The sequence below is a fragment of the Streptoverticillium reticulum genome, from assembly GCF_047456005.1.
In the GTDB taxonomy this organism is placed as follows: domain Bacteria; phylum Actinomycetota; class Actinomycetes; order Streptomycetales; family Streptomycetaceae; genus Streptomyces; species Streptomyces reticulum.
In genome coordinates, this window is the sequence record NZ_CP179755.1 from 7,778,256 (window position 1) to 7,804,436 (window position 26,181).

The 26,181-nt window shown below is 70.4% G+C and carries 19 protein-coding genes and 1 pseudogene; 11 read left to right on the forward strand and 9 right to left on the reverse strand.

The features are described from left to right. The first annotated feature begins 19 nt into the window (after positions 1-19). A complete protein-coding gene (locus ACMATS_RS35365) occupies positions 20-676 on the forward strand; it encodes an NADPH-dependent FMN reductase (RefSeq protein ID WP_414170296.1) in 657 nt (218 codons plus the stop codon). A 354-nt stretch (positions 677-1,030) separates the two neighbouring features. Next, on the forward strand, positions 1,031-2,410 hold the full coding sequence (locus ACMATS_RS35370) for a cytochrome P450 (protein ID WP_414170297.1): 1,380 nt from the start codon (positions 1,031-1,033) through the stop codon (positions 2,408-2,410). Here ACMATS_RS35370 and ACMATS_RS35375 read toward each other — a convergent pair. Continuing rightward, a complete protein-coding gene (locus ACMATS_RS35375) occupies positions 2,407-3,999 on the reverse strand; it encodes a trypsin-like peptidase domain-containing protein (protein ID WP_414170298.1) in 1,593 nt (530 codons plus the stop codon). The two genes, ACMATS_RS35370 and ACMATS_RS35375, sit on opposite strands and share 4 nt — an antisense overlap. Before the next feature lie 194 nt (positions 4,000-4,193). Between ACMATS_RS35375 and ACMATS_RS35380 the strand changes: the two genes are divergently transcribed. The 7 genes from ACMATS_RS35380 (at position 4,194) to htpG (ending at position 15,347) form a co-directional block, all read left to right on the forward strand. Beyond that, positions 4,194-4,724 carry an SRPBCC family protein gene (locus ACMATS_RS35380; protein ID WP_391154392.1) on the forward strand — a complete coding sequence of 177 codons (531 nt, stop codon included), beginning with the start codon at positions 4,194-4,196 and terminating at the stop codon, positions 4,722-4,724. Positions 4,725-5,167: 443 nt separating this feature from the next. Continuing rightward, on the forward strand, positions 5,168-5,974 hold the full coding sequence (locus ACMATS_RS35385) for a Tellurium resistance (protein ID WP_391154390.1): 807 nt from the start codon (positions 5,168-5,170) through the stop codon (positions 5,972-5,974). Positions 5,975-6,030: 56 nt separating this feature from the next. Continuing rightward, positions 6,031-7,347, forward strand: coding sequence for an NRAMP family divalent metal transporter (locus ACMATS_RS35390; RefSeq protein WP_390775296.1), 1,317 nt, complete (start codon positions 6,031-6,033; stop codon positions 7,345-7,347). Positions 7,348-7,408: 61 nt separating this feature from the next. After that, positions 7,409-7,726, forward strand: a complete 318-nt coding sequence (locus tag ACMATS_RS35395) for a hypothetical protein (RefSeq protein ID WP_390775295.1) — start codon at positions 7,409-7,411, stop codon at positions 7,724-7,726. A gap of 130 nt (positions 7,727-7,856) precedes the next feature. Next, positions 7,857-11,120, forward strand: a complete 3,264-nt coding sequence (locus ACMATS_RS35400; protein WP_414170299.1) for a tetratricopeptide repeat protein — start codon at positions 7,857-7,859, stop codon at positions 11,118-11,120. 212 nt (positions 11,121-11,332) lie between these two features. Further along, positions 11,333-13,303, forward strand: a complete 1,971-nt coding sequence (locus tag ACMATS_RS35405) for a potassium transporter Kup (protein ID WP_414170300.1) — start codon at positions 11,333-11,335, stop codon at positions 13,301-13,303. Positions 13,304-13,451: 148 nt separating this feature from the next. Next, the gene (gene htpG / locus ACMATS_RS35410) at positions 13,452-15,347 is read left to right on the forward strand and encodes a molecular chaperone HtpG (RefSeq protein WP_414170301.1); all 1,896 of its coding nucleotides are present in this window, start codon (positions 13,452-13,454) and stop codon (positions 15,345-15,347) included. A gap of 296 nt (positions 15,348-15,643) precedes the next feature. Here the strand turns inward: htpG and ACMATS_RS35415 are convergent, their stop codons facing one another. Then, complete coding sequence (locus ACMATS_RS35415; RefSeq protein ID WP_414170302.1) at positions 15,644-17,704, reverse strand: alkyl/aryl-sulfatase; 2,061 nt, start codon at positions 17,702-17,704, stop codon at positions 15,644-15,646. A 239-nt stretch (positions 17,705-17,943) separates the two neighbouring features. Between ACMATS_RS35415 and ACMATS_RS35420 the strand changes: the two genes are divergently transcribed. Next, on the forward strand, positions 17,944-18,750 hold the full coding sequence (locus ACMATS_RS35420) for a VOC family protein (protein WP_414170304.1): 807 nt from the start codon (positions 17,944-17,946) through the stop codon (positions 18,748-18,750). A gap of 187 nt (positions 18,751-18,937) precedes the next feature. On the opposite strand, the gene ACMATS_RS35425 is transcribed toward ACMATS_RS35420, so the two are convergent. From ACMATS_RS35425 to ACMATS_RS35435, 3 genes are all read right to left on the reverse strand, one after another. Continuing rightward, entirely contained in the window at positions 18,938-20,077 is a 1,140-nt protein-coding gene (locus tag ACMATS_RS35425; RefSeq protein ID WP_414170305.1) for an alpha/beta fold hydrolase, read from the reverse strand. Positions 20,078-20,283: 206 nt separating this feature from the next. Then, on the reverse strand, positions 20,284-20,433 hold the full coding sequence (locus tag ACMATS_RS35430) for a hypothetical protein (RefSeq protein WP_414170306.1): 150 nt from the start codon (positions 20,431-20,433) through the stop codon (positions 20,284-20,286). Positions 20,434-20,608: 175 nt separating this feature from the next. Further along, positions 20,609-21,460 (reverse strand): IS5 family transposase, encoded by an 852-nt coding sequence (locus tag ACMATS_RS35435; protein ID WP_414169457.1) that lies wholly within the window; start codon positions 21,458-21,460, stop codon positions 20,609-20,611. Between the two features lie 87 nt (positions 21,461-21,547). Between ACMATS_RS35435 and ACMATS_RS35440 the strand changes: the two are divergent. Further along, positions 21,548-21,660, forward strand: a pseudogene (locus tag ACMATS_RS35440) (glyoxalase); the annotation flags it as partial. Between the two features lie 916 nt (positions 21,661-22,576). Here ACMATS_RS35440 and ACMATS_RS35445 read toward each other — a convergent pair. The 4 genes from ACMATS_RS35445 to ACMATS_RS35460 all read right to left on the reverse strand — a co-directional run bounded on the left by ACMATS_RS35445 (position 22,577) and on the right by ACMATS_RS35460 (position 26,148). Next, positions 22,577-23,065, reverse strand: a complete 489-nt coding sequence (locus tag ACMATS_RS35445; RefSeq protein ID WP_414170307.1) for a hypothetical protein — start codon at positions 23,063-23,065, stop codon at positions 22,577-22,579. A gap of 16 nt (positions 23,066-23,081) precedes the next feature. Next, entirely contained in the window at positions 23,082-23,537 is a 456-nt protein-coding gene (locus ACMATS_RS35450) for a hypothetical protein (protein WP_414170308.1), read from the reverse strand. Between the two features lie 89 nt (positions 23,538-23,626). Next, complete coding sequence (locus ACMATS_RS35455) at positions 23,627-24,601, reverse strand: helix-turn-helix transcriptional regulator (protein ID WP_414170309.1); 975 nt, start codon at positions 24,599-24,601, stop codon at positions 23,627-23,629. A gap of 104 nt (positions 24,602-24,705) precedes the next feature. Next, positions 24,706-26,148 carry a glycoside hydrolase family 47 protein gene (locus ACMATS_RS35460; protein ID WP_414170310.1) on the reverse strand — a complete coding sequence of 481 codons (1,443 nt, stop codon included), beginning with the start codon at positions 26,146-26,148 and terminating at the stop codon, positions 24,706-24,708. Between the last annotated feature and the right edge of the window lie 33 nt (positions 26,149-26,181).

Genomic DNA, 26,181 nt, shown 5'->3' on the forward strand with positions numbered 1-26,181 from the left:
CGCCGCCATCATGGGCCCCATGGCCACCGATGCCGCACCCGCCCCGATCCGCGTCCTGGTCCTGAGCGCCTCGCTGCGCGCCGACTCGCTCAACACGCGCCTCGCCGCGCTCCTGGCGCGCCTCGTCGAGGGCACGGGCGCCGTGGCCGATGCGGTCCGGCTGGCGGACTTCCCCATGCCCCTCTACGACGGCGACGTGGAGGCCGCCGAGGGCATCCCGCCGGGAGCCCGGGCGCTGTGCGAACGGCTCGACGCCTGCGACGCCTTCGTCATCTCCTCGCCGGAGTACAACGCCTCCGTGCCCGGCGTGCTGAAGAACGCGGTCGACTGGGTCTCCCGCGTCCGGCCGCAGCCGTTCAAGGACAAGCAGGCCCTGCTGGCGTCGGCCTCCCCGTCCATGGTCGGCGGCAACCGCGGGCTGTGGGCCCTGCGGGTCCCGCTCGAACACCTCGGCACGCGGGTGTATCCCGACATGTTCAGCCTGGCCAAGGCGCACGAGATGCTCCAGGACGGGCAGTTGTCCGACCCCGGGCTGCAGGACCGGCTCGGGGAGACCGTGTCGTCGTTCCTGAGCCTGGTCGAGGCGGACACCCGGTACGTGTGCCTGCAGCGGCGCTGGTACGAGTTCCTCGGCGACCGCACGGACGCCCCGCTGACGCAGCGGGCCCAGGACTAGGGCGCGTCCGGCGCCCCGTCAGGGGCGCGGGGAACTGTGCGACAAGCCACGACGCGGCCGCAGTCGAGGTGCTCGGGGCTTGCGCCCCGGACCCCAAGGTGGTGCGTCGGCTGCAGGCCGTCGGTGGCTGGTCGCGCAGTTCCCCGCGCCCCTGACGGGGCGCTGCAAGATCCGCCGGACCGGCTCCAGGACGCTTCGTCACTCGGCACCTTGGCGCCCCTACGGGGCGCCAAGGCCCGCACATCTGTGCCCGTATCACCCGATCTGCGTCTTTTGCCTGTGCCGGAGGCGCGCCACCATCAGGGGATCCACTGTCTGCCAGGGCGGCCGTACCGCCGCCCGGAGGTTCCCGCCATGGCCGCCGCCGCGCCCGCCGTCCTTCCCCTCCGCCCCGTCGCCGGCCCGCGCGGCCTGCCGCTGCTCGGCAACCTCCCCGCCTTCGGCCGGGACCCGCTGACCTTCCTCACCCGGCTGCGCGACGACTACGGCGACGGCGTGACCTGGTCGCTCGGCCCTCTGCGCAGCCTGTTCGTCTCGCACCCCGAGCACATCGGCGAACTGCTGGGAGCGGTGGAGCAGACCTTCGACATCCTCGACGTGGGCTGGGCGTTCCGGCGCGTCGCCGGACAGAGTGTCATCCTCAGCAAGGGCGCCGAGTGGCGCCGCAAACGGTCCCTGGTCCAGCCGACCGTCAGACCCCGCCAGGTGCGCCTCTACGCGTCCACCATGGTCGACTGCGCGCAGTCCGTCGCCGACCGCTGGCGCGACGGCCAACGGATCGACGTGCTGCGGGAGATGGCACTGCTCACCCAGCGCGTGGTGGTCCGCACCCTGTTCGGCAACGACATCGGCGACCAGGGCGGCGCGCTCGGCGACGCCATGATCGTGGCGCAGCACGAGGTCGGGGCCGAGCTGCGCAGCATGAGTCTCTTCCTGCCCGGCTGGGTGCGCACCCCCGCACGGCGCCGGGTGGACGCCGCCGTGGCGACCATCGACGCGGAGGTCCACCGGCTGATCGGTGCGCGCCGGGCCGCCGGAGCGGACGCCGAGGACCGCGACGACCTGCTCAGCCGGCTGCTCGCGGCCCGGGACGAGGACGGCCGGCCGCTCTCCGTCCAGGAGGTGCGGGACGAGGCGGTCACGCTCTGGGCGGCCGGCCACGAGACCACGTCCACGAACCTGACCTGGACCTGGTACCTGCTGGCCGGCGCCCCGCAGGTGCGGGCCCGGCTCGACGAGGAGCTGCAGCAGGTCCTCGGCGGGCGGCCGCCGGGCATCGACGACTACGAACGCCTGCCGTGGACCCAGCAGATCGTCAAGGAGTCGCTGCGGCTCTACCCGCCCGTCTGGCTGCACTCCGCCGTCGCCCGCAAGGGCGCCGTCCTCGGCGGCCTGCCCGTCGCGGCCGGCATGAAGGTGTGGTGCAGCCAGTGGACCGCGCACCGCGATCCGCGCTGGTTCGCCGACCCGGGGGCCTTCCGCCCCGAACGCTGGGACCCCGGCATGTCCGAAGCGCTGCCCGCCCACGCCTGGTTCCCCTTCGGCGGGGGACAGCGCACCTGCCTCGGCGCACGATTCGCCCAGGTCGAGGCCGCGTTGCTGCTCGCCACGCTCGCCCAGGGCTTCCACGTGGACGTCGACCCCGGCCCGGTACGGCCGAAGGCCGCCCTGCTGATCCAGCCGGACGGCCCTCTGCGTGCCACGCTGCGCGCGGTCAGGTCACCGTTGGGCTAGGGGAGGTCGACGGTCTTCGGCGGCGTCGGGTTGTCCGCGTTGTCGTAGCCGATCGCGCAGTACGTCCACGGCCCCTCGGAGGCCTTCAACGAGGCCGGTATGCCCAGGAAGTAGTGGTAGCCGTCGGGGTCGGCGCAGTGCGTGGCCGCCTTCGGGCCGTACTTGATCCTGTACGAGGTGATCTCGAACGGGGCGTAGACGGGACGCACCCAGTACACGGTGCCGTCCGGCTCGTCGTCGAAGCGCTGGACGTTCACCTCGGGGGCCACGGTCGGGGGCGTGTTGTCCACGCGCGCGTAGGCGTACGAGGGGTGGGCGAAGGACCTCGCCCAGGCGGCGCCCTGCGCGGTGGCGTCCGGGCCGCCGACGGCGCACAGCACGTACAAGTTGTCCCGCCCGGGGAGGAGTTCGGAGTAGTCGAGACCCTTCGCCGGCAGGTCCTGCGGGCGGGAGTACCCCTCGCGCCGGGTGCAGTCGGTGGCGCCGAACGGGCCGGTCTTGAAGGCGACGTACGCGTGACGCCTGCCGTCGAGCGGGGTGACGTGCGCGTCCCAGCGGGCCGGCCCCTGCGGCGTGGTGCTCTGCGTCTGCTGCCCGGACGAGGTCACCTCGACCTGCTCGCCCCGGTCCAGCCGGCAGCCCGGCCGGTCCAGTTGCAGCCCGGCGCCGTCCAGGCAGGAGGCGACGGCGTCGACCGGGGTGACGTAGACGGTGTCGTCCGGGGGCACGACCAGCCCCGAGGCGCCGCCCTCGCAGGGGCGGCCCAGGCCGCATCCGAAGTATCCAGGCGTGGAGACGGTGTTGAGCATGCCGACGAGCTCCGTGCCGTCGACGGTGGTGACGGCACCGCCCGAGGAGCCGCCGCTGATGCCGCGGCAGTCGGTGCGCACGAAGTCCCGCCACAGCCAGGTGTATTCGTGCAGGGCCACTCCGGTGCCCGTGGCGGCGCACTCGGACAGCCGCAGGAAGCGCTTCCCCTCCTCGACGCCGTCGGCCGGGGCGTGGGCGGCCTGCAGCCGTGTGCCCTGCGCGGGGCGGTGCGCGGCGGGGGTGCGGGGCGTCACGCCCAGCTTCGCGAGGTCGCCGTAGGTGGCGGAGATCCGGAGCACCGAGACGTCGATGCCCTTCATCGTCGCGTACACCACGCGGTCCACGGAGAACGTCCTCTGCTCCGCGGTGTTGTCGTGGAAGTACGCGGGCGTGAAGGTCCAGCCCTCGGGGGCGGCCCGGTCGGCGACGACCTCGTTGGTCTTCATCACATCGCTGACGCAGTGCCCGTTGCTCAGGATCAGCGCCTTCTGCGCGGGGTCGGGCCGTGCGGAGGAGTGGATGATGGTGGCGGTGCAGGTCGTACCGTCGCCCCCGACGAGGCGCCCGGTGGACCGGAACTTCCTGCCGGCGGCGGACCCGGAGTCCAGCAACGGTGCCTCCTGCGCGGCCCGCTCGCGCCCCGGCTCCGCGGCGTGCGCCGGACCTCCCCACGACAGCCCGGCGACCACGAGCCCGGCCGCGCCCGTGGCAAAGGTGCGTCGGAGGCCTCTGCGTATGCCTCTGCGTATGCCTCTCCGGTGGGGAACGGTGTCCCTCACGGCACTCTCCTTGATCGTCTGTGGATGGAACGGGCCGACTGTGGCAGAGCCGCGCGGTCGGTTTCGACCGCTGGTGTCCGTTTTTGGTCAGCCCCGGAGGCGTGGAGTCCGGTGGGGTCGGCTCAAAAGCGCTGCAGGCGCGACGAGTAGGGTCTGTGGCGACATGATGTTGCTTGTGTGAAGGGGGAGATGAGATGCGCTACTCCGACGGCCCGGTCCTCGAGTGCGAGGTCTTCGTGGCGGCGGCCCCGCACGTGGTGTGGGAGCTGGTGACGGACATCGGCCTGCCGGCCCGGCTGAGCCCCGAGCTGCAGCGGGTCGAATGGCTGGACGGGGCCGAGGGGCCCGCCGTGGGGGCGCGGTTCGCGGGGTACAACAGCCATCCGAAGATCGGTGACTGGCGTACCGTCTCGCAGATCGCGGAGCTCGACGAGGAACGCGCCTTCGCCTGGGCGGTGATCGACGTGGAAGGCCGGTTCGGTGACGCCGCCACCGGTCCCGAGCAGGCGCTGGCCACATGGCGGTTCACGCTGGAGCCGGAGGGCAGCGGGACGCGGCTGCGGCACTCCGTGCGCATCGGGCCCGGAACGTCCGGGCTCAGCGCGATCATTGCGCAGATGCCGGAGAAGGAAGAGCAGTTGATCGCCGCCCGGCTGACCGAGCTGCGGGCGGGGATCGAGGCCACGCTGGACGGTGTCAAGTCCCTGGCAGAGACGGGTCGTTGACCCGGTCCTTCCGTGCCCGTGGCCGGAAGTGGCGGCGCGCGGGGTGCGGGCGGGCGCCGGGCGCCCGCACCCCGCGCCGGTGAATTGCCCGCGTACGTGATTCCGGCGCATTGACAATTCCCGTATTTTAGCCGCGGATTGCCGTTGAAGAGGCCGCAAGGGAATGCCCATTCGATAAATCCCGTGCCGCGCCGGTGAATTCCGCTTCCCGTGTAAGCGGCGCCTTGCATGCGCTGCTGCGTATTCTTATACTCTCAGCTGTTCGCATGGTGGCCCCCTGTCACCGGGCGGTAATCAGCCGTTTTCGCCCCGGCCGGTTCTCCGGCGGTTCCTCCTGTCGGCCCCGCCCTCCCTTTCCCGTCATGGACCGTCCCGCTCACCGTGTCCGTCCCCGATCTGCCGTCCGGAGGCCATTGCCGTACGGGCGGAAAGGACAGTGGAAGATGACCTGGGAATACTGGCGCAGGAACAGGCCGGAATACTCCGGCACGCCCCTGCCCGCACCGTCGCCCGAGGCGGGCGGCGGAAGTCTGTGGAGCTATCTCGTCCGCAGTCACGGAAGTCCCCGCGCCGGCATGTTCGGGGATCCGATGCACAACCGGCTGACCAAGGGACACCCGGTCGTCTCCCTCGCGGACCACGGGGCGACCGCCGGCACCCTGCGCGTGAACCTCACCTGGCAGACGCCGTCCGCCGACTTCCGCCCGGTGCGGGACTACATGCTGCCGCGCTGGTCCAAGCGCGCCGGCCGGTGGGAGCAGCGGCAGGGCCCCGCCATGGTGACCGTCGATCTGGACCTGGCCTGCATGTACGAACTGGCCGACGGTCAGCGGGGCGTGGTGCAGCCGCTCGGCGACCTGTCCGGCGACCTGTACCACCCCCCGTACATCACACTCGGCGACGACAACCGCTTCGGCGCCGCATCGGGCGAGACCCTTTACATCAACCTGGACAAGGCCGCTCATTTCCGCCGCCTGCTGATCTTCGCTTACATCTACAGCGGCGCCCCCGCGTTCAGCCGCGTGCACGCCGCTGTCAGCTTCCATCCGCCCACCGGGCAGCGCCTCGTCGTCGAGCTCCGCGAACAGGCGCAGCACGCCCGCTCCTGCGCCGTGGCGCTGATCGAGAACCGCAACGGGCAGCTCACCATGCGCCGCGAGGCCCGGTACGTCTACGGGTACCAGGCCGACCTCGACCGGCTCTACGGATGGGGGCTGCAGTGGGCCCGCGGGCGCAAGGCCGCGCAGTAGCCGACGCGCCACGCGCAACAGGTCCTCGTTTCCTCGCGGTTGGGAGAGAGCAGCCGATGTCGACCACACCCGGATCGAGGACCAAGGCATCCTCCTTCCTGTCCGGCATACAGAACCGGAGCCCGCGCGCCCAGAAGCAGCGGGCCTGGCCCGTCACCTGGCGCACCTATCTGCGCGCCGTCGGGCCCGGCCTGATAGCCGGCGCCTCCGACACCGACCCCACCACCGTCGCCACCCTCGCCGTCATCGGCGCCGGCACCGCCTACGACATGGGCTGGTGCGTCCTGCTGCTCTTCCCGCTCATCGGCGTCATCCAGTCGATCGCCACCCGCGTCGGCGTGGCCGGACGGCTCGACCTCCAGGAGGCCGTGTCGAAGATGTACCGGCCGGCCGTCGGGCGGCTGCTGCTGGGATCGATCCTGGCGGTCAACATCGTCACCATCGCCGCCGACCTGGAGGCCGGCTCCACCGCCCTGGGCCTGCTCACCGGACAGGACTGGCGCTGGTTCGCCGCCCCGCTGTCCCTCGTGCTGCTCGCCGCGGTGATGCTGCTCGGGTACCACGTCCTCCAACGCGCCCTGAAATACCTGCTGCTCGTGCTCCTCGCCTACGCCGCCGCCGCGGTGCTGGCGCACCCCGACTGGGCCGAGGTGGCCCGCGGCACCCTGCTGCCGCACCTGCACTGGGACAAGACCTTCCTCTTCGACCTGCTGTCCCTGATCGGCACCACCGCCACCAGCTACGTCTACGTGTGGCAGACCATCTCCCAGTCCGAGGAGAAGGTCCCCTGGCACTGGCACCGCGTCCGGCAGTTCGACGCCCTGGCGGGAAGCCTCTTCGCCACCGTGGTCTTCTGGTTCATCCTCATCGCCACCGGGGCCACCCTGGGCGTCCACGGCATGAACGTCGACACCGCCCAGGACGCGGCCCAGTCCCTGCGGCCCGTGGCCGGGGCCTGGGCCGGCGAACTCTTCGGCCTCGGACTGCTGGCCTCCGCCCTGGTCGCCCTCCCCGTCATCACGGCCACCACCGCCTACGTGACCGGCGCCCACCTCAACTGGCGGCGCGGGCTGTCCCTGCGCCCGCGCGAGGCCCCCAAGTTCTTCGCCGCGATGGCGGCGTCCGTCCTGATCGGCCTCGCGGCCACCTACGCGGAGGTCCCGCCCATCCGGCTCCTGTACTGGGCCGGTGTCGTCGGCGCCATCGGCACCCCCATCGGCCTGGTCTTCCTCCTGCGGACCGCCTCGCACCGCGAGCTGATGGACGGACACGCCATCGGCCCCGGGACGAAGGCCGCAGGCTGGACGATCACCGTGCTGATCACCGTCGTCAGCGCACTGGGCCTGTACCAGCTCGTCCTCACCGGCCCCTGACCACCAACCGGCACCGTCAACAGGCCGCTCCGGCAGCCCGGATGCGAAAGGGGCACCACCAGTGCCACAGGGTGAGACACCGGAGGCGGACGCCCCGGTCACGGGCATCGGCGCCGCCGTGTCGGAGATCGTGGGCCTGTACGCCGCCCTGAGCGTGAGCAGGCACGGAGCCGGCAGGACGCGGCTCCTCGCCGAACTCGCCCGCGCCGGACGGCGCCTGGCGGGACTGGCCCTCGTCTGCTCGGACGGGGAGAAGGCCGTCCGGCGCAGCTCGCGCTGGCAGCGCAGGCGCGTCCTGGCGGCGCGCGGAGCCGCCTGGATCATCTCCTCCACCAACCGTGCGCGCCCCCGCGGAGAGGAGGAATCCGCAGGTGAATGACGTGGGCCCGGTGCACACCGGGCCCGCCCTGCCGACGAGTTGCCCGTAGCCCCGCCGTAGAGTCCTCCGACACGGAACACTTGGCAGTGGGAACAGCAGCGGGAAGAACACGCCGTCGGAGGGGGACCACATGCAGGGCTCGTTGACCGCGGTGCGAGCGGACCACCGCAGGAACGTCGAGGAGCTGTTGGAGCGCGCCGTCGAGGAGGAGGTGCGCCGCTCCGGCGGGCGCACGGACGGCGAGGCGCTGCTGCGCCGGGGGCGCGCCGAACTGGACTCCCTGGCCGCCGCGGCCGCGGAGGAGTACACCGCCTACACCCGCGCCCTGGACGAGGAGGCCGCCTCCGTACGGCCGTTGGGCTCCCGCCTCTCACGGGCCTCGCTCGGCACCCCGGCCCTGGTCACCGCCGTGGCGGCACTCGCCGCGGCCGCGGCGGACCTCGGCCTCGGGACCTCCGGCGGCACCGCGGCGGGCGCGGGAGCGGCCGCCGCCGTCGCGGGCGCCGCGGCCACCGTCCTCCGGCTCACCTCCGGGCACTGGTCGGCCGCGCACGGGCGTGCCGCGCGGCGCGGACAGCCCGGCGGCGCCGAGCAGTTGCGGCTGCAGTGGCTGACGGCCGTCGAGGTCCGCGGCATCCGCCCCTTCCTGGACCACCAGCGCATGGTGACCGGCTCCACCCGCGGCCGCACCGCACGCCCCGACCGGGCCGCGAGCACCACCGGCCGCGGACCGGCGCTGCGCGGCGTGGACCGCAGCGCGGCGGCCCAGCGGCGCAACGTCCTGGGCCGGTCGTTCGACCATCTGCCCGAGGCCGTCGGCCCGTTCGCGGGACGCCTCAAGGAGCTCAACAGCATCGGCCAGTGGGTGCAGCAGGCCCGGGCGAACACCGAGACCAAACCGACGGTCGTGGTGCTCTACGGCCTGCCCGGCTCCGGCCGCTCCACACTCGCCCTGCGGGCCGCCCACCACCTGCGCGACCAGTTCCGCGGCGTCGGCGTGGCGGACCTGCGCGGCGAGAGCCCCGACGAGCAGCCGCTGCCCGCCCGCGACGCGCTGATGCACCTGCTGAACCAGCTCGGCGCCCCCCGCGAGCAACTCCTCTTCCGGGAGCGCTCCTCGCAGGAGCAGCACCTGCAGCGCCTGACCGAGCTGTACGACCAGCACCTCGCCGGTCTGCCCGCCGTGATCGTGCTGGACGACGCCTCCGACGCCGAGCAGGTGCGCCGGCTGATCCCGCAGCGCTCCGAGAGCCTGGTCCTGGTCACCGCCCGCACCCCGCTGTCCCTGCCGGAGGGCACGGCCGCCTGGACGTACGAACTGCCGCTCGGCCCGCTGGACACGGCCGGCACCGAGGAACTGCTGCGCGCGGTTGCCGAGGAGAGCCCGCAGGCCCCGTTCGAGGCGGACGCGCTGGGCCGGGTGCGGGAGCTGTGCGGCGGCCTGCCGCTGGCACTGCGGGTGGCGGGCTCCGCCCTCGGCCCGCGCACCCTGCACGTCCTCGGCGCCGAACTGGCTGCCTCCGGACAGCAGGACCCGGTGGAGCGGGCCCTGTGGCTGCGCTACCTCGACCAGAGCGACGGTTCCCGCAGGCTGCTGCGCCGGCTGGCGCTGGCGGGACGGGCCTCGCTGGGCCCGGCGGCCGCGGCGGCCCTGCTCGGCGAGGACGAGCAGGAGGCCGCGCACGGGCTGGCCGCCCTGGCCCGCACCGGACTGATTGAGCCCGTCCGCGCCAACCGCTACCGGATGCACGACCTGGTGCGCACCTTCGCCCAGGCACGACTGGACGAGGAGGACGGGCCCGCCGAGCGCGCCGCCTCCCAGGAGCGGCTGTTCCGCAGCTACGCGGAACTGGCCGACTCGGTCATCCGCATGGTGGACGGCAAGACCTCCACCCGGGCCGACATGTTCGCCCGCGGCCCCGGCGGCGTCCACGGCTTCACCTCGCTGGACGCGGCGCTGCGCTGGCTGGACGAGGAGTCCGGCTTCATCACGGCGGCCCTGCGGCACGCGGAGGGCGTGGAGCAGTCCGTGGTGCTGCACCTGCTGGGCGCGCTGTGCGACTACTGCCTGCTCCGCGGCGACCTCCACCGCCTCGGCGAGCTGAGCGAGCTGACCCAGGCCATGGACCGGGGCCTGCTGATGCGCTCGGTGCAGTGGCGCACCGGTGTCGCGGCCCGCCAGCTCGGCGAGCTGGACAAGTCCCGCGCGACCCTGGCCTCGGTCGTCGACCTGTACTTCGACGCCCAGAACCAGGCCGGGGCCGCCCGGGCGCTGCGCGACCTGGGCGTCACCCTGCACCACCAGGGCCAGCTGCGCGAGGCGGGCGAGAAGCTGTGCGAGGCGCTGGAACTGCAGGCGTCCCCCGAGCTGAGCGGCGACCGGGCCTGGACGCTGCACGCGCTGGCGGCCGTCGAGCGGGACCGCGGACGGCTCGCCGAGGCGGTGAAGATGCTGGAGGACTCCCTGGAGCTGCACCGCGAGAGCGAGAGCCTGCACGGCCAGGCATGGGCGCACTTCCAGCTCGGCCAGGTGCAGTTGTGCCGCGGCCGCACCGAACCGGGGCGGGAGGAGCTGGGGCAGGCGCTGGAGCTCTACCGGCGCACCCAGGACGCCCGCGGCGAGGCCTGGGCCCTGACCCAGCTCGCCCGCACCGCCCTGCTCGAAGGGGACGCCGCGTCCGCCGCGGAGCAGTTCCGCCAGGCGGCGGCCCGGCACCGGCGGAACGAGGACGCCCGCGGCGAGGCCTGGACGCTGTACTACCTGGGCCAGGCGCTGGAGGAGCTCGGCGACCTGGCGTCCGCGGTGCGCGAACTGGAGCGGGCCCGCGTGATGTTCAACCGGATGCGGGACCAGTACGGGCTGGCGTGCACCCGGCACCACTCCGGCCGCGTCACCCGCGACCAGCGGGCGGCCCAGACGGGCTCGCTGCGCAACAGCGGCTTCGCGCGGCAGCTGCTGCAGGAGGCCCGGACGGACTTCCAGCGCGGGGGCGTCCCGCACGGCGAGGCCTGGTCCTGCGTGGAACTCGCCGTCGTCGACGCGGGCAACGACCGCACCGGCCCCGCGCTCGAACTGGCCGACGAGGCCGCCCGGTTGTTCGCCGGCTACGGCGACCGGCGGGGAGCGGGCTGGGCCCGCTTCCTGCGCTGCACGCTCCTGCCGTACTCCTCGCCGGGCGGCACGGTGGTCGGAGCGGCGGTGGCCGAGGAGGAGTTGACGGAGCTGCGCCGGGAGCTGGAGGCGGCGGAATGGCCGGTCGACCCGGCGCTGAGCGAGGCGGCGGGGGCGTACGCGCTGGTGCTGCAGCAGGGCGTCGAGCCCGAACGGGGCTGGCAGGCCTGGCAGCTGGGCATGGTGCCGGGGCGGCGGGCGCGGGAGGTCATGGGGGTGTAGGCATCGCGCGGCCCGGCAGGGAGGTCGTGCGCCGCAGAGCTGCAGTCGTGTGCGCGCAAGGGCATCCCGGCTTTCCCGCCGGCCGCAGGCGTGCTTCGCCCATTTGTGGCGCGGAGCGGCCGTTCGGGGCGAGGAGATGCTCACCTACCGGAGGTTGTATCGAGTGATCGGTATCGTCCGCCGCACAGCAGCTTGCGCGGAGGAGAAGCGCCATGGCCGATCGGCAGCACGGGAATCCGCCGGACGACGGCTCCGCGTCGCTGCCCTCGGAGGCCCATCGCCCGAGCGAGCACGACACGGTGCGTTCCGCGCTGGTGATCGGCGCGCTCGGGGTGGTCTTCGGTGACATCGGGACCAGCCCGATCTACACCATCCAGACCGTGTTCAACCCGGGTGACCCGCACCCCGTCACGGTCACCGCGCAGAACGTGTACGGGGTGGTGTCGCTCGTCTTCTGGTCGGTGGTGATCATCGTCCTGATCACCTATGTGCTGCTGGCGATGCGCGCCGACAACGACGGCGAGGGCGGCATCATGGCGCTGATCACCCTGCTGCACCGGGGGAACGCGCAGCGGGGCCGGCGGGCCGCCGCCGCACTGGCCGCTCTGGGCATCTTCGGCGCGTCGCTGTTCCTCGGCGACAGCATGATCACGCCGGCGATCTCGGTGCTCTCCGCGGTGGAGGGGCTCAAGGTCGTCGAGCCGTCGCTGGAAAGCGCGGTCGTGCCGGGCACGGCGGTGATCATCGTGGTGCTGTTCCTGGTGCAGCGCAGGGGAACAGCAGCAGTGGGCCGGGTGTTCGGGCCCGTGATGATCGCCTGGTTCCTGGCCATCGGCGCGTGCGGCGTCGCCGGCATCACCGACCACCCGCAGATCCTCAGGGCGCTGTCCCCGGCCTACGCCCTGGGCTTTCTGTCCGGCCACTTCGGCACCGCCTTCTTCGCTCTGGCGGCGGTCGTGCTCGCGGTCACCGGCGCCGAAGCGCTCTACGCCGACATAGGGCACTTCGGCCGCCGGTCGATCACCCGCGCCTGGCTGATCCTCGTCTTCCCCGCGTGCGTGCTGAGCTACCTCGGCCAGGGCGCGCTGGTTCTCGCCGGTCCGGCCAACGTCAGCAGCCCGTTCTTCCTGCTCGTGCCGGCCTGGGGGCGGTTGCCGATGGTCCTGCTGGCCACGGCGGCGACGGTGATCGCCTCCCAGGCGGTCATCACCGGCGCCTATTCGCTCACCTCCCAGGCCGCCCAGCTCGGCTATCTGCCGAGACTGCGGATCGCCTACACCTCCGAGTCCACCATGGGCCAGATCTACGTGCCCTGGATCAACTGGCTGCTGCTGGTCTCGGTCCTCACCCTGGTCTTCGCCTTCCGCAGCTCCACGGCGCTGGCGTTCGCGTTCGGCATGGCAGTCACCGGCACCATCACCATCACCACCCTGCTGTTCTTCTACGTCGCCCGTGCGAAGTGGGGCACACCCGTGTGGCTGGTCACCGTCGGCGCGACCGTACTGCTCTTCGTGGACCTGCTGTTCGTGGCCGCCAACCTGACCAAGCTCGTCCACGGCGCATGGTTGCCGCTGCTGATCGGGCTCATCGCGTTCACCGTCATGACGACCTGGCAGCGCGGCCGCGAACTCGTCACCGCGGAACGAGCACGGCACGAAGGCTCGCTGAGCGAGTTCATCGACCACCTGCGCAGCGGAAAGGCGCCGACACTCCGGGTCCCGGGCACGGCCGTCTTCCTCAACCGGGGCAAGCAGACCGCGCCGTTGGCCATGCGGGCCAATGTCGAGCACAACCACGTACGGCACGACCAGGTCGTGATCCTCTCCATCGAGACCGAGCCCGTGCCCCGCGTCCCGGACCACCGGCGGATCGCCGTCGACGGACTCGGCTACGCCGACGACGGGATCATCCACGTCACCGCCCGATTCGGCTATATGGAGACACCGGACGTGCCCGGCGCGCTGGCCCTGCTCGGCCCGGCGGAGACCGAGGGACGGTTGCAGCCCGGTCAGGCGTCCTACTTCCTGTCGAAGATCGAGCTCCGGCGGGGGAAGGCGCCCACGATGGCGGCCTGGCGCAAGCGGCTGTTCATCGCCACCTCCTACATCACGGCCGACGCCGCCGAGTACTTCGGCCTGCCGCGCGACCGGACGGTCATCATGGGGTCGCACATCGAGGTGTAGGCGTGTGCCGGACGAAGGCGCAGGCAGGCCCTTCGCGCCGGTCAGCTCTCCGTGCATCGTTCCCCGTACTCCGGCCACCGTCCTGACGTGGTGTTTTACAGTGGCTGCGATCAGCTCCGGCGATGGGAACTGCGAGGTATTCACGTATATGTCGACCGCAACGTTTGAGTTTCAGGTAGAGGCACGTCAGCTGCTGCAGTTGATGATCCACTCGGTCTACTCGGACAAGGACGTGTTCCTGCGGGAGCTCGTCTCCAACGCTTCCGACGCGCTGGACAAGCTGCGTCTGGAGAAGCTGCGGGACGATGCGCTGGACGCCGACGTGTCCGATCTGCACATCGAGATCGACGTCGACAAGGAGGCCCGCACCCTCACCGTGCGGGACAACGGTATCGGGATGTCGTACGACGAGGTCGGGCAACTCATCGGCACCATCGCCAACTCGGGCACCGCGAAGTTCCTCCAGGAGCTGCAGGAGGCCAAGGACGCGGCCGGGGCGGAGGGGCTCATCGGCCAGTTCGGCGTCGGGTTCTACGCCGGCTTCATGGTGGCGGACGAGGTCACCCTGGTGACCCGGCGCGCCGGCGAGAGCCAGGGCACCCGCTGGACGTCGCGCGGCGAGGGCACGTACACGCTGGAGACGGCCGACGGCGCGCCGCAGGGCACCTCGGTCACGCTCCACCTCAAGCCGGCCGACCCGGAGAACCAGCTCCACGACTACTCCTCCGAGTGGAAGATCAGGGAGATCGTCAAGCGGTACTCGGACTTCATCACCTGGCCCATCCGGATGGTGCCCGAGAGTTCTGCCGAAGGTTCTGCCGAACCCGAGACGCTCAACTCCACGAAGGCGTTGTGGGCGCGGCCGCGCAACGAGGTGTCCGACGACGAGTACCACGAGCTGTACAAGCACATCGGCCACGACTGGCGCGAACCACTGGAGACGATCCGGCTCCAGGCCGAGGGCACCTTCGAGTACCAGGCCCTGCTGTTCCTCCCCGCCCATGCCCCGCACGACCTGTTCACGCGGGACTCCAAGCGCGGCGTGCAGCTGTACGTCAAGCGCGTGTTCATCATGGACGACTGCGAGGCACTGCTGCCGCCCTACCTCCGCTTCGTCAAGGGCGTCGTCGACGCGGCGGACCTCTCGCTCAACGTCTCCCGCGAGATCCTTCAACAGGACCGCCACATCGAGATGATGCGGCGACGCCTGACGAAGAAGGTCCTGTCCACGCTCAAGGACATGATGGCCAAGGACCAGGACCGCTACGCCACGTTCTGGCGGGAGTTCGGCGCCGTCCTGAAGGAGGGGCTGGTCACCGACGCGGAGAACCGCGACGCCCTCCTCACCGTCGCGTCGTTCGCGAGCACGCACCACGACACCGAGCCGACCACGCTCAAGCAGTACGTGGAGCGGATGCGGGACGGGCAGGAGGACATCTACTACCTGAGCGGCGAGTCCCGGCAGGGCATCGAGAACTCCCCGCACATGGAGGCGTTCCGGGACCGGGGCATCGAGGTGCTGCTGCTCACCGACGCCGTCGACGAGGTGTGGGCCGACGCCGTCGGCGAGTACGAGGGCAAGAAGCTGCGGTCCATCGCCAAGGGCCATATCGACCTCGACGCCAAGGACGAGGAAACCTCCGACGGCGAGCGGGAGAAGCAGACCGAGGAGTACGCCGGGCTGCTCGGCTGGATGAAGGAGCAACTCGACGAGGACATCAAGGACGTGCGCCTGTCCTCCCGCCTCACCGCCTCCCCGGCCTGCATCGTCTCCGACGCACACGACCTGACTCCGGCCCTGGAGAACATGTACCGCGCGATGGGCCAGGAGGTGCCCCGCGCCAAGCGGATCCTGGAACTCAACCCGGACCACCAGCTGGTGAAGGGCCTCAACCAGGCGTACAAGGAGCGCGAGGACCGCACGGAACTCGCCGGGACCGCCGAACTCCTGCACGGCCTGGCGGTGCTCGCCGAGGGCGGCCAGCCGAAGGAACCGGCCCGGTTCGTGAAGCTGATGGCGGACCGTCTGGAACGCGCGCTGTAACTCGCCTCCCCGGTGCCGTGCAGCTCTGGACGGTTCCACCGCACCGCGCAGCCGAACTCGCCCGCGGGATCGCCGCAGAGGACGGCGCCGCTCCGCTGCTCGCCCACATCGGCTCAGAGGGTGCCGGGTGAACCTGCATCGAGACCGAACGGGGCTGGCAGACCCGGCAGTTGGGCATGGTGCCGGGGCGCCGGGCGCGGGAGGTGATGACGGTGGAAGCGGGAGCCTGACGGAACCGACACGCTGACCGCGGCCCGGGGCCGGTGCCGAAGCGCCCCGGGCCTCGCCTCAGGGCCTCACCCCTGCGTTGCCGTGGCACCCTCGCCCGTGGGGGCGACGATCGGGAAGGAGGGGGCGGAGGCGGTCAGATAGCCGAAGACCGTGTCCGCGTAATCCTGTTTGCCCTCGGGGATCTGGACGAGCCCGTCGCGGACGGCGGCGTCGAAGGCGTCCTTGAAGCCCTTGGGGCCGTACATCAGGCCGTTGAGGACCTCGCGGGTCAGCTTGATCACGGTCTGCGGGGTTCCGGCGAAGTGGTCCTTGCCGGGTACGTAGACGAGGACGCCGTTGCGCAGGGTCGTTGTGCAGGCCTCCTCTTCGGCGCCGTTGACCAGCCACTGGAGCACGATCGGGTCGCTCTGTTCGCGGCCGGCGGCGGGGCCGTCGATGGTGCGGGCCAGGGTGGCGAAGTACTGCTCCAGGGTCATGCTGAGGACGAGGTCGCCGGCTTCCTGGTTGGCCGGGCGTTCGATGCCGTGGGCCAGTTCGTGTGCGCCGGTGAGGTAGAAGTTGCGCCAGGTGCCGTTCTCGGAGCCGTAGCCGAGCTGGGTCAGGGCCTTGTGCTGGAGTTCCTTGGCGGATGCGTTGTCCTCGGGGTGGCCGAAGACCACGTGGTTGAGGAGTTCGGCGGTCCAGCGGTACTCGTGGCGGTCGTACGCCTCCTGGGCCTTGGCGACGACGGCGTCGACACCGCCCATGGCCTCCACGTAGTGGACGCCCGCCTTGGCCGGGGGGAGGTTCCACAGGTGGGCGGGGTTGCCGTCGAACCAGCCCATGTAGCGCTGGTAGACGGCCTTGAGGTCGTGGCTGAGGGAGCCGTAGTAGCCGCGCGTGTACCAGTGGCCGGCGAGCGAGGCGGGCAGTTCCAGCTCCTCGGCGATCTCGATCCCCGTCCTGCCCGCGTTGATCAGCCGCAGCGACTGGTCGTTGAGGTAGCCGTAGAGGTCCCGCTGGGTGCTCAGGTACTCGACGATCTTCTCCTTGCCCCAGCGGGGCCAGTGGTGGGAGGCGAATTCGACGTCGGTGTGCTCGCCGAAGGTCTGGATCGTCTCGGTGAGGTACTTCGACCACGCGTGGGCGTCTCGCACCTGGGCGCCGCGCAGGGTGAGGAGGTTGTGCAGGGTGTGCGTGGCGTTCTCGGCGGCGCACAGGGCGCGGGCCTGCGGGAGGTAGATGTTCATCTCCGCGGGGGCCTCGGTGCCGGGCGTGAGCTGGAAGATCAGCCGGATGCCGTCGAGGAGCTGCCGGTAGAGACCGGGCCGCCAGGCGATGACGTCCTTGGACGACCACTGGTCGCGCGGGACGGGTGCGGTGCCGGTGCCGCCTATGTTCACGTTCGGCGGGATGAGCGTGACCTCGCCGGTGGAGATGGTCAGCCCGAGACCGGAACCGACCTGCCCGTGCGGGCCCTTGTCGAGTCTGGCCGCGTACATGTACTCCGAGCGCCGTGCCATGGCCGGGCCCGCGTAGACGTTCTCGCTGACGGCGTGCTCCAGGAAGCCGTCGGGCGCGATGACCGGGATGTCGGTGTCGATCACGTCGTTGCGCTCGTGGAACAGACCGCGGACGCCGCCGAAGTGGTCGACGTGGCTGTGGGTGTAGATGATGCCGACGATCGGCCGCTTGCTCTCCGTCGTGTCCCGGTACAGCTTGAGCGCCCACTGGGCGGTCTCGTAGCTGGCGAGCGGGTCGATGACGAGGATGCCCGAGTCGCCTTCGATGATGGTCATGTTGGACAGGTCGTAGCCGCGGACCTGATAGATCGCACCGTGCTCGTAGGACGCGACCTGGAAGAGCCCGGCCTGGGCGGTGAGCAGTCCCTGGCGCCACAGGCTCGCGTTGACGCTCGGCGGGGCCTCGGACACCTCGGAGTCGCTCAGGAAGTCGTAGGCGACGAAGTTCCACACCACCCGGTCTCCCTGCCGGCGGGCCGGGATCGCGGGGATCGGAGGGAGCGCGACCAGGCCCTGCCGGGCGTCTTCGAAGTCCTCGGCGTTCGGTGGAATCGTGTCGATGATTCCCCGGTTCGCCTCGGCGACGGAAGGGGACGCCTCGACGGGCTCGGAAAACTCGGGCATGCGACAGCCTCCTCGGACAGGCGGGAACACCGCGTCGTCACGAAACATGGATGTACAGCGCATGGAACGTGGTGACGCTAACCGCCGCCAAGATCAGCCGACAAGGGGAGGAACCGGCCAGACGGCCATGCAGCCGGGCGCGCGCTCGGGCGATGGACTGACTAGGGTGGCGAAGAGGGGCGAAGCGCGCATACGCATACAGCGATGCGTGCCCGCCGCCGCATCGAGAGGGCAGAAGGATGGCTGCGCTACCTGAGGGCACGCCCTGCTGGGCCGACGCGATGTTCACCGATCTGGAGGGCGCGAAGGCGTTCTACGGCGACGTGCTGGGCTGGACCTTCGGCGAGAGCACGTCGGAGTACGGCAATTACACGCAGGCGTACTCGGACGGCAAGGCGGTGGCCGCCATCGTGCCGCCGATGCCCGGCCAGGACGGCGGGTCGGCTCCGTCCGCGTGGTGCCTGTACGTCGCCTCGCCGGATGCCGCCGCCACCGCCGAGAAGATCCGCGGCAACGGCGGCGAGGTGCTGATGGGGCCGATGCAGGTCGGCGAGTTCGGCACGATGGTGATCGCCAAGGACCCGGGCGGCGTCACGTTCGGCGTCTGGCAGGCCGGTACCCACGAGGGCTTCGAGAAGCAGGGCGCGCCCGGCTCGTACGCCTGGGCCGAGGTGATGACCCGCGAGGCGGCGAAGGCGGATTCCTTCTTCCCGGCCGTCTTCCCGTACACGGTGAAGAAGATGGACACGGAGCAGGCCGACTACAAGATCTTCCACGTCGGCGGACAGCCCGTGCTCGGCCGGATGGCCGTCGGCCCGGACGACCTGCCGCCCGAGGCACCCTCGTACGTGAGCGTCTACTTCGCCGTGGGCGACTGCGACGCGACCATCGACAAGCTGACGGTGCACGGCGGGCAGGTGTTCTTCGGCCCGATGGACAGCCCCTTCGGGCGGTTCGCGGCAGTCGGCGATCCGCAGGGCGCGGCCTTCGGCATCATCGACATGGGCAGGACGGTCGGCGACAAGCCTGTGATGGCGGACGCCTGAGGGGCGAGTGCGGGGAACCGGGCCGGTCTGTGCCGGCTGTGTCCCGCGACTGTGACGTCCACACACGCCGGCAGACGTGACCGGGACCCTGCGACATGCTCGTCACCATCGGATGGCTCATCACACTAGGTCGACACCCCGGCGGCTTGAGCACGCTCTCCTCCGAGGGAGGCTCCGGTGCGCGGGGTCATGACACCGGGCTGATGTTGCCGTTCTCGTCCATCTCGAAACGGCCCGTCGTCTTTCCGTCGACCTTGGCCTGGTCGAGCCAGTGTTTGGACAGGTTGTGCAGGTTCTTGTGCTGGACCTCCCAGGGCATCTGGTGGCTTGCGCACTTCGCCGTGACCAGGATCTTGTGAGTGCCCGCGATGGCGTCGTAGAGCGCGGGGACGTGGAAGTCGAGTACCGGGTTGGAGCTGGGCGGTGTCGTGTTGGCCGTCTTGTCGAACTCGCCGTGCACGATCAGCACGGGCACGCTTCCGCCGAGGACACCTCCCTGCCCGGCCGTGGTGTTGTTCCAGCCCCACGTGACGAAGTTCCGGTACCGGCTCGCGCCCACGGGCTTCCCGGTGGATGAGTCGACCGGTCCCCAGGTGCGACCGATGGGGTCGATGTCCATCAGAGCACTCCACACGACGTCGACCATGCCGGGCTCACGCTGGTCCGCGCAGTGCACCTCGTTGGTCCAGGCCTGGTCGAGGCCTTTCAGGGTGAGGACGTGGGTGGGAAAGCCCGGCACCGGCAGCGTCGGCGGGTTCGGCGGGCCCAGCGGCGGGAAGATCGGGGCAAGCAGGAACAGGCTCTCCACCTTCCCCGGATTCTTGACCGCGTACGGCCCCATCGCGAAGGCGGCCGCCGACCAGCCGATGAAGGCGACCTTCGAGACGTTGCGTGTGCTGCGGATGAACTCGACGACGGTGGCGAGCTCGTCCTGGTCGCTCTGGGAGTTGGTCAGCACGAAGGGGTAGCTCGCGGTGCGCGGACCCGACAGCGGAGGGTTGACCGCGCCCTGCTCGTTGGGGCCGACGTTGCACGGGTCCTCCATCCGGGGACGCGGCGACAGGCCCGAGCCCTGGAGGTCCATCATGAACACGTCGTACCCGGCCCGGGCGAGGGCTTCGGCCCACCCGTACGAGGTGTGCTGGAGATCGTAGGCTGTCAGCGTCGGAATGCTCCTGCCGTGCAGCATGAGGACGGCCTTGCGGTCCGCGGGCGGACCGGGCGGCGTACCGTCGCGCTCCCGCACGAAGAGCTCGACCTTCTGGCCCGCCGTTGCGGGGACGGTCGAGGTGTGCGGCACCGAGTGGTCGGTCATCGTGATGGCCATGGGTCGAGCTCCTTACCGGCCGGATCGGGATGGTGGTCCGTCCACAGCCCAACAGTCGGCGAGGCGCCTGCCCCGCGCCACAGCAGAGCCGCCGTCCAGCGCAAGGCGGCCGGGGTGGATTCTGCATCTGGACTCACGCATGACGCTGGGCAAAGGCACTGGCAGGTGCGAGCACCCATGGATGCAGCCCGGCGCCGCCCGTGGGGTCAGGCTGTGGGTGCGGCGGCTTCGATGTCGTCGACGGTGCCGGACATGACGGTGCGCAGGAGGCGGGTGAGCTGCTCGGCGGGCCGGTCCCACCAGGCAAGCGCGAGCAGGCGGGCCGTGTCGGCCTCGTCGGGGCACGGGCGGACCACGTTGGCGGGGTTGCCCCCTCCGGCGAGGCGTAGTCGGCGATGTCGGGGCTTACGTGTTTTCGGCAGGGTGAACGAGAGCCACCCCTATCGGGCGAATTCTGGCATGCGGGGTTGATCGTGAGCGTCTGCGCTGGCACGGCGATCCGTTGCCATTAAGAGGGCATCTGATCAACGTTCAGGCTGGAACGCCCGTTTCGCCGGATTCAATTCGCCAGCTTGGTGTGGATTCTCCGGTGAGTTTGCGGCTCATTGTGTTAGTCATGGCCCAGTGGATCATTGTCCGGGATCGCTGGGGCAGGGCTTCGTAGTCGCGCGCCAGCCGACGGTGCTGCATTAGCCAGCCGAACGTCCGCTCGATCACCCAACGCTTCCGAATGGGCTGGAAACCGCTGGTCGCGGGTCGCTTCACGACCTCGACGTCGATGCCCAGCCGGGCCCCGTGGTTGATCACGGAGTTCTGGTAGCCGCCGTCCACCCAGACTTTGGCCACCTCCGGGTGGGAAACGGCAACTTGGTCCAGTAGTTGCTTGCCGCCGGCGGTGTCGTGCACCGAGGCGGCTGTGACGATCACAGCGAGCAGGAGGCCGAGGGTGTCGGTGGCCAGATGGCGCTTGCGGCCCTTGATCTTCTTGTTCGCATCGATGCCCTGGCCGGTCTCGGCGACGTTGGAGGAGGTCTTCACGCTCTGCGCGTCCAGCACGGCCGCGGACGGACTGGACGCGCGTCCGTGTGCCCGACGGGTCCGGTCGCGCAGGAGGTCGTGAACTTGCTGCGTGGTGCCGTCGGCCTCCCACTTCGCGTAGTAGTCGTAGACGGTCTTGTGCGGCGGGAAGTCGTGCGGCAGGTACTCCCACGGGATCCCGGTCCGGTTGACGTACAGGATCGCGTTCACGATCTCCCGCAAGTCGTGCACCCGGGCCGCCGTGCCGGGACCGGTCCGCCGTGCCCGCCACTGGATGAAGACCGGCTCGATCAAGGCCCACCGGGCATCGGACACGTCACTGCGATACGGACGTCGAACAGTCACGAGCCGTGCAACGACCCACCGAAGTCCTGGTCACCGGACCGGACAGAGCGCAGCGAACCTAGATCAGATGCCCTCTTATGCGGTCTGCGGGAGAGCGGTGCGGAGATCATTCACCTCTTGCAGGACGAGGAGTGGGGCGTGCGACGGTTCTTTGTCCGCGACCCCAGTGGACGGTGGTCAACGTGCTGGGCCACCGCTGACGGCTTCTCCCGAGCCTCTGGTGAAAGTGCTGGTCGCAGCCACTCGTTGATGGCTGCGATCAGGACGGTTGCTTCATAGCGGACCGCGAGCTCGTCGTAGCGAGTAGCCACGGCGCGGTGCCTTTTGAGGCGGTTGATGCCGCACTCGATTGTGTGCCGAGCCTTATGCCGTCGATCAGTTGCTGCCTGGCCCACGTCGGCGGCCGTCCAGGCTTCTTGCCCTTCGGAAACAGCGGTTCCAGCACCGCCTCGATCATCTCGCCGCGCAACACCGCCGAACTGACGGCGCTGTCCGACCAGTTCCAAGGCGGCGGCATTCAACTCGAGAACCCTCTCGAAGGCCAGGTACCTGCCGTCAGGGAAGGCAGCCACGGCGGACGGCCCAAGGCCAGGGCTCAAGACCACCGAGCTGCGCAGTCTCGCTGCGCGCGTCGGTGCTCTGACGTGCCCCCTTTGGCCGCAGGCGGGTGGTCCGGCGCATAGCTCAGCTGCACGAGCCGAACGGCGCCCGGCCTGGGGCGGGCAGGCGTCGTACCGTGCCGCAAGCCGTTTCGATGTCCGCCGGCGCCCTGGTGGCTCTGGCACTGTTGAGCAGGTACGCGCAGAAACTCCCCGTCGTCCTGGGACTGTTGGCCACCGCGGCGCGACGAGCGCCATCACTCCCGGCCGAGCCGCCCTCGGCTTGGCCATCAACGACGCCACCCGGCCGCCGGCCGCGTGCACCGCGCTGGCCGACGCCGCACGACGTGTCCGGCTCGCTGAACTACCTGCCGTTTGTCGTGGAGTTCGGCCTGGCGCTGATCGTCCATCCGCGGTTCTTGCCCGGTGCCCCGTCAGGGAATCCGCCAGGTTGCTGCGTGAGCGACAGGCGGCCCTCCGAGGGTGGGGCCGCCTTGGTAGTCACGGAGGACTGGGGTCAGCAGGCGACCTGGAGGTGGAACGGGCGGTCCTCCAGCCCCGCGCCGAGGTTCTTCGTCTCCACGTAGACGCCGTTGGCGCCGTTGTGGCCGCCGGCGGTGAAGACCAGGCCCGGGTTGTAGACGAGATTGTTGGACGGATCGCCGACCGTTGCCACGTAGGAGCAGTAGGCCACGTTCTGGTTGAACGTGACTTCGAAACGGCCGGTGCCGAACTTCGTCATGCCGACGACGTTGCTGCCGCGGACGAAGTTGCCGGAGTAGTCGGTCACCACCCAGAGTCCGGATGACGCCGAGGTGGACGAGGTGGACGAGGTGGACGAGGTGGTCTTGGCGGCGGTGTGGTGAGCCGCGGAGTCCGTGGAGTTCGCGGTGGCCGAGGACATCGGCACGGCCACGAGCAGGCCGACGGCCAGACCGCAGGTGGCGGTTCCCAGGCCACGTACCGCTCGGGATCTGTTGGCGAACTCGGAGAGCTTGGAGAACATGGTCGGCCTCCGCTTCTCAGCCGTTCCAGATGTAGTTGGCGTATGCGCCGTACTGGGCACCGGATTCGGTGAAGTAGCCGCCGAACATCAGATGCGCGGGGTAGGAGGCGCTGCCGCCCAGCCACAGCGTGTACGTCTGGTTGCCGGGGGCGGGGCCGAACGGGCGGACCAGGGTCAAGGTGCGAGCGGAGCCGTCCCAGGTGCCGCTCACGTGTTCGTCGAACCCGACCGCGTCGTACCGCATGTCGGCCTGCACCTGGCCCTGGTTCACGCTCAGGATGTGCAAGGTGCCGGTGGAACCATTGGCGTTGAGCTGGTAGAGGCCCGTGATGCTGGTGTCCTGGACCTTCGCGGTGGCCTCGGTCCTCGGGCTGGATTTCGACGCGGTGATGGCGCTTGCCGGCACCGCGGTCAGCATGGCCAGTAACGCCAGGAGCGCCACGATCAACTTGGGTCTGTTGAACCGTTTCACGGTGATGCCGTCCCTTCAAGTCGGCCACGCATGATGGTGGCCTCCCCACGGGCTCGTCGGTATCCCGTGTATGTGGGGGTTGACAGCCCTCAGTGAATGAGGCTGGCGACGAGTTCTTCGCGGCCCGCCGTGCCGGTCTTGCGGTAGATGGACCGGAGATGTTCGATCACCGTGTGGGGGGATCTGTCGAGGACGCGGGCAATGCCCTTGATGGGCAAGCCCTGCAGGAGGTGTCCGACGACCACTTGCTCTCGCGGCGTGAGCCCGTACCAGGCTGAGACGGTGGACAGGAGAAGGGTGGCCGGGGCGGATTGGAACGTGATCGCTACGACGCGCCGTTCGGTGCCCGGGTCGCCTTCACCTTCGCCTTCGCCGTTGTTGTCGTTGTTGTTCAGGAACTGCGCGTGCACCGCGATCCAGCCGTCGGGTGTTGGAACACACCTGAGTACCGGATGGTTGGAGCAGCGTGCCGAGCAGGTGATGTCCCAGAGCCGGTGGATGAGTTCTTCGTCGCTCGCCAGCAAGGCCCCGGGCATGAACTGGCCCAGCCAGGCGCGTGCGGACGGGGTGATGGCCTGGATCTTGTCGTCGGCGCCGATGACGACGAGGCCCGGCGGCAGACTGTGGCGGCTCGGCCGCAGTGGCCGGGCGGCCACGAACCGTTTCAGGGCGGCGGCGAGGGAGTCCGCGAGGCGTTCGGCGTGTGTCGCGTCCGTCTCCGAGAACGGTCGGTTCCCCAGTTCCCGGAGGAGCGTCAGGCCGCCCCAGGGCACCCCGCCGAGCGTCAGCGCGATGCGTATCTCGCTGTCGGTCCCCTCCGTCGGCATGATGGCGTGGGACCGGTCCAGGTGTCTGGACGTGTCCGGGCGGTAGCCGTTTCTCCTGTGGTAAAAGCAGCTGGGGTCCAGGCCCGCCAGCATGTATCCGTCGTGCGGGATGAGTTGGCCCACGAGGCGCGACAGTTCGCCGGCCAGTTCCGGCACAGTCGTGGGATCCGCCGCCATGGCGGGCAGAGCGCGGTGGAGCCATTCGGCCCCGGGGCCGCTCTTGCGCTTCTCCGGCATGTCAACCCCCCAGCTCCTGGGATGTTTCCGCGGCCGCGGTCGCAGCAGACTCGACTCTATGCCGGGGGGTGAAACGAGCGATAAACGGGGGCGGTCGGCGGAAGTCACGCCCGCCGCCGCAGCCCCCGCAGGATCTTGCCCTCCGTGCTGAGGTAGCCCCGTGTGTAGTCGAAGCGCGGGGCGTCGGCGAAGGTGAGGTAGAGCCACTTGAAGTTCTCGGCGAAGACGTACGCCGGGCAGTGGTCGCCCTTGGGCATGGGCTTGCGGGTGACGTCGGTGACGACCGTGTAGCCCCCGGGGACGCGGTGGTGGGTCCGCAGGTTCTTGAAGTAGCGCCATGCCGCGGTGCGGTAGAAGGGGTCGCCGGTCTGCCAGTACAGCTCGAACGCGCAGTTGGCGTACTCGGGGCGCAGCTGGTTGTGGGGGTCGACGACGTCGAGGTGCGCGTAGTCGATCAGTTCGGGGATGACGGCGTACTTGTCGAGGACCGCGGTCCAGGAGCGGAAGTAGTCCGCGGCCAGGGTGTTGTCCCCGCCGACCGGGAGGATGGCGACGGCCAGGGACGACTGGCGCCTGCTGAGCAGGTTTCCGGTGCGGAAGTCGACGTTCTTGAACCACAGCAGCTCGCCCACGCGTTCGGCCTGGTGCTTCTTGACCGCGGGTTCCAGGATGCGGAACCAGGTCAGGCAGTCCTCGTCGCGGAACATCGCCCAGCCGCCCCACAGGTACTCGAAGAACGAGTCCACCGGGGGGTTGAAGGCGACGGCGTCATGGTCGGCCCAGCGGCCGGTCTCGACGTTGATGCTCGTGGCCAGCAGGTCGAGCGACGAACGCCGCTGGAAGACCGCGCGCAGCGCCCGCTTGGCGGCCTTGCGATAGCGGGAGTCGTGCGTGAGGTCGGACAGCACCCCGAACTCGAGGATGTTGGTGCCGACCTCCGCGAGCGGCAGCACAGGCCCCGAGACTTCACCCGAACGGAGGTTGACGTAGCGGTAGGGCATGCCGGTCGGCGAGGTGGTGAAGGCGGGGAGCAGCCGGTCCGCCAGGTCGGTGCAGAGGTCGAGCAGGCCCTTCTCGCCGGTGGCCAGATAGCCGGAGAGCAGGCCTCCGACCAGGCGGATGACGGTCTCGAAGACCTGGAAGTCGGCGTCGATGTCGAAGTCCAGGTGGCCGGTGATCCACTGCACGCACCGGTCGGCCTCCGTGTCCAGCTCCATCACGTGGTGCGTGTCGAGCGCCTCGACGATCGACAGCCCCACGGGGTGCCCGTGGGCGAAGAAGTCACTGTGGCCCCCCGAGACCGGCCGCACCTCGTCGTGCCCCCAGGCGAACCGCTTGTACCCCTCCCAGGCGTGGACGAACTCGGAGCGGATCTCGTGCGCCTTGTCCGGGTCCGGCTTGTGCCGGCGCGCCGCGCGGGGCAGCGGATGGCGCGCCGCGGCCGCCGGCACGGGGCCCGCACCGCCGACGGCGAGGCCGCCCGCGGCCGCGAGTGCGCGCAGCAGACTGCGGCGGCTGGCAGTGGCGGTGAACGATCTGCTGATCACGACCGCAGTATGCGGGTGCCCGGGGCGCTCCGC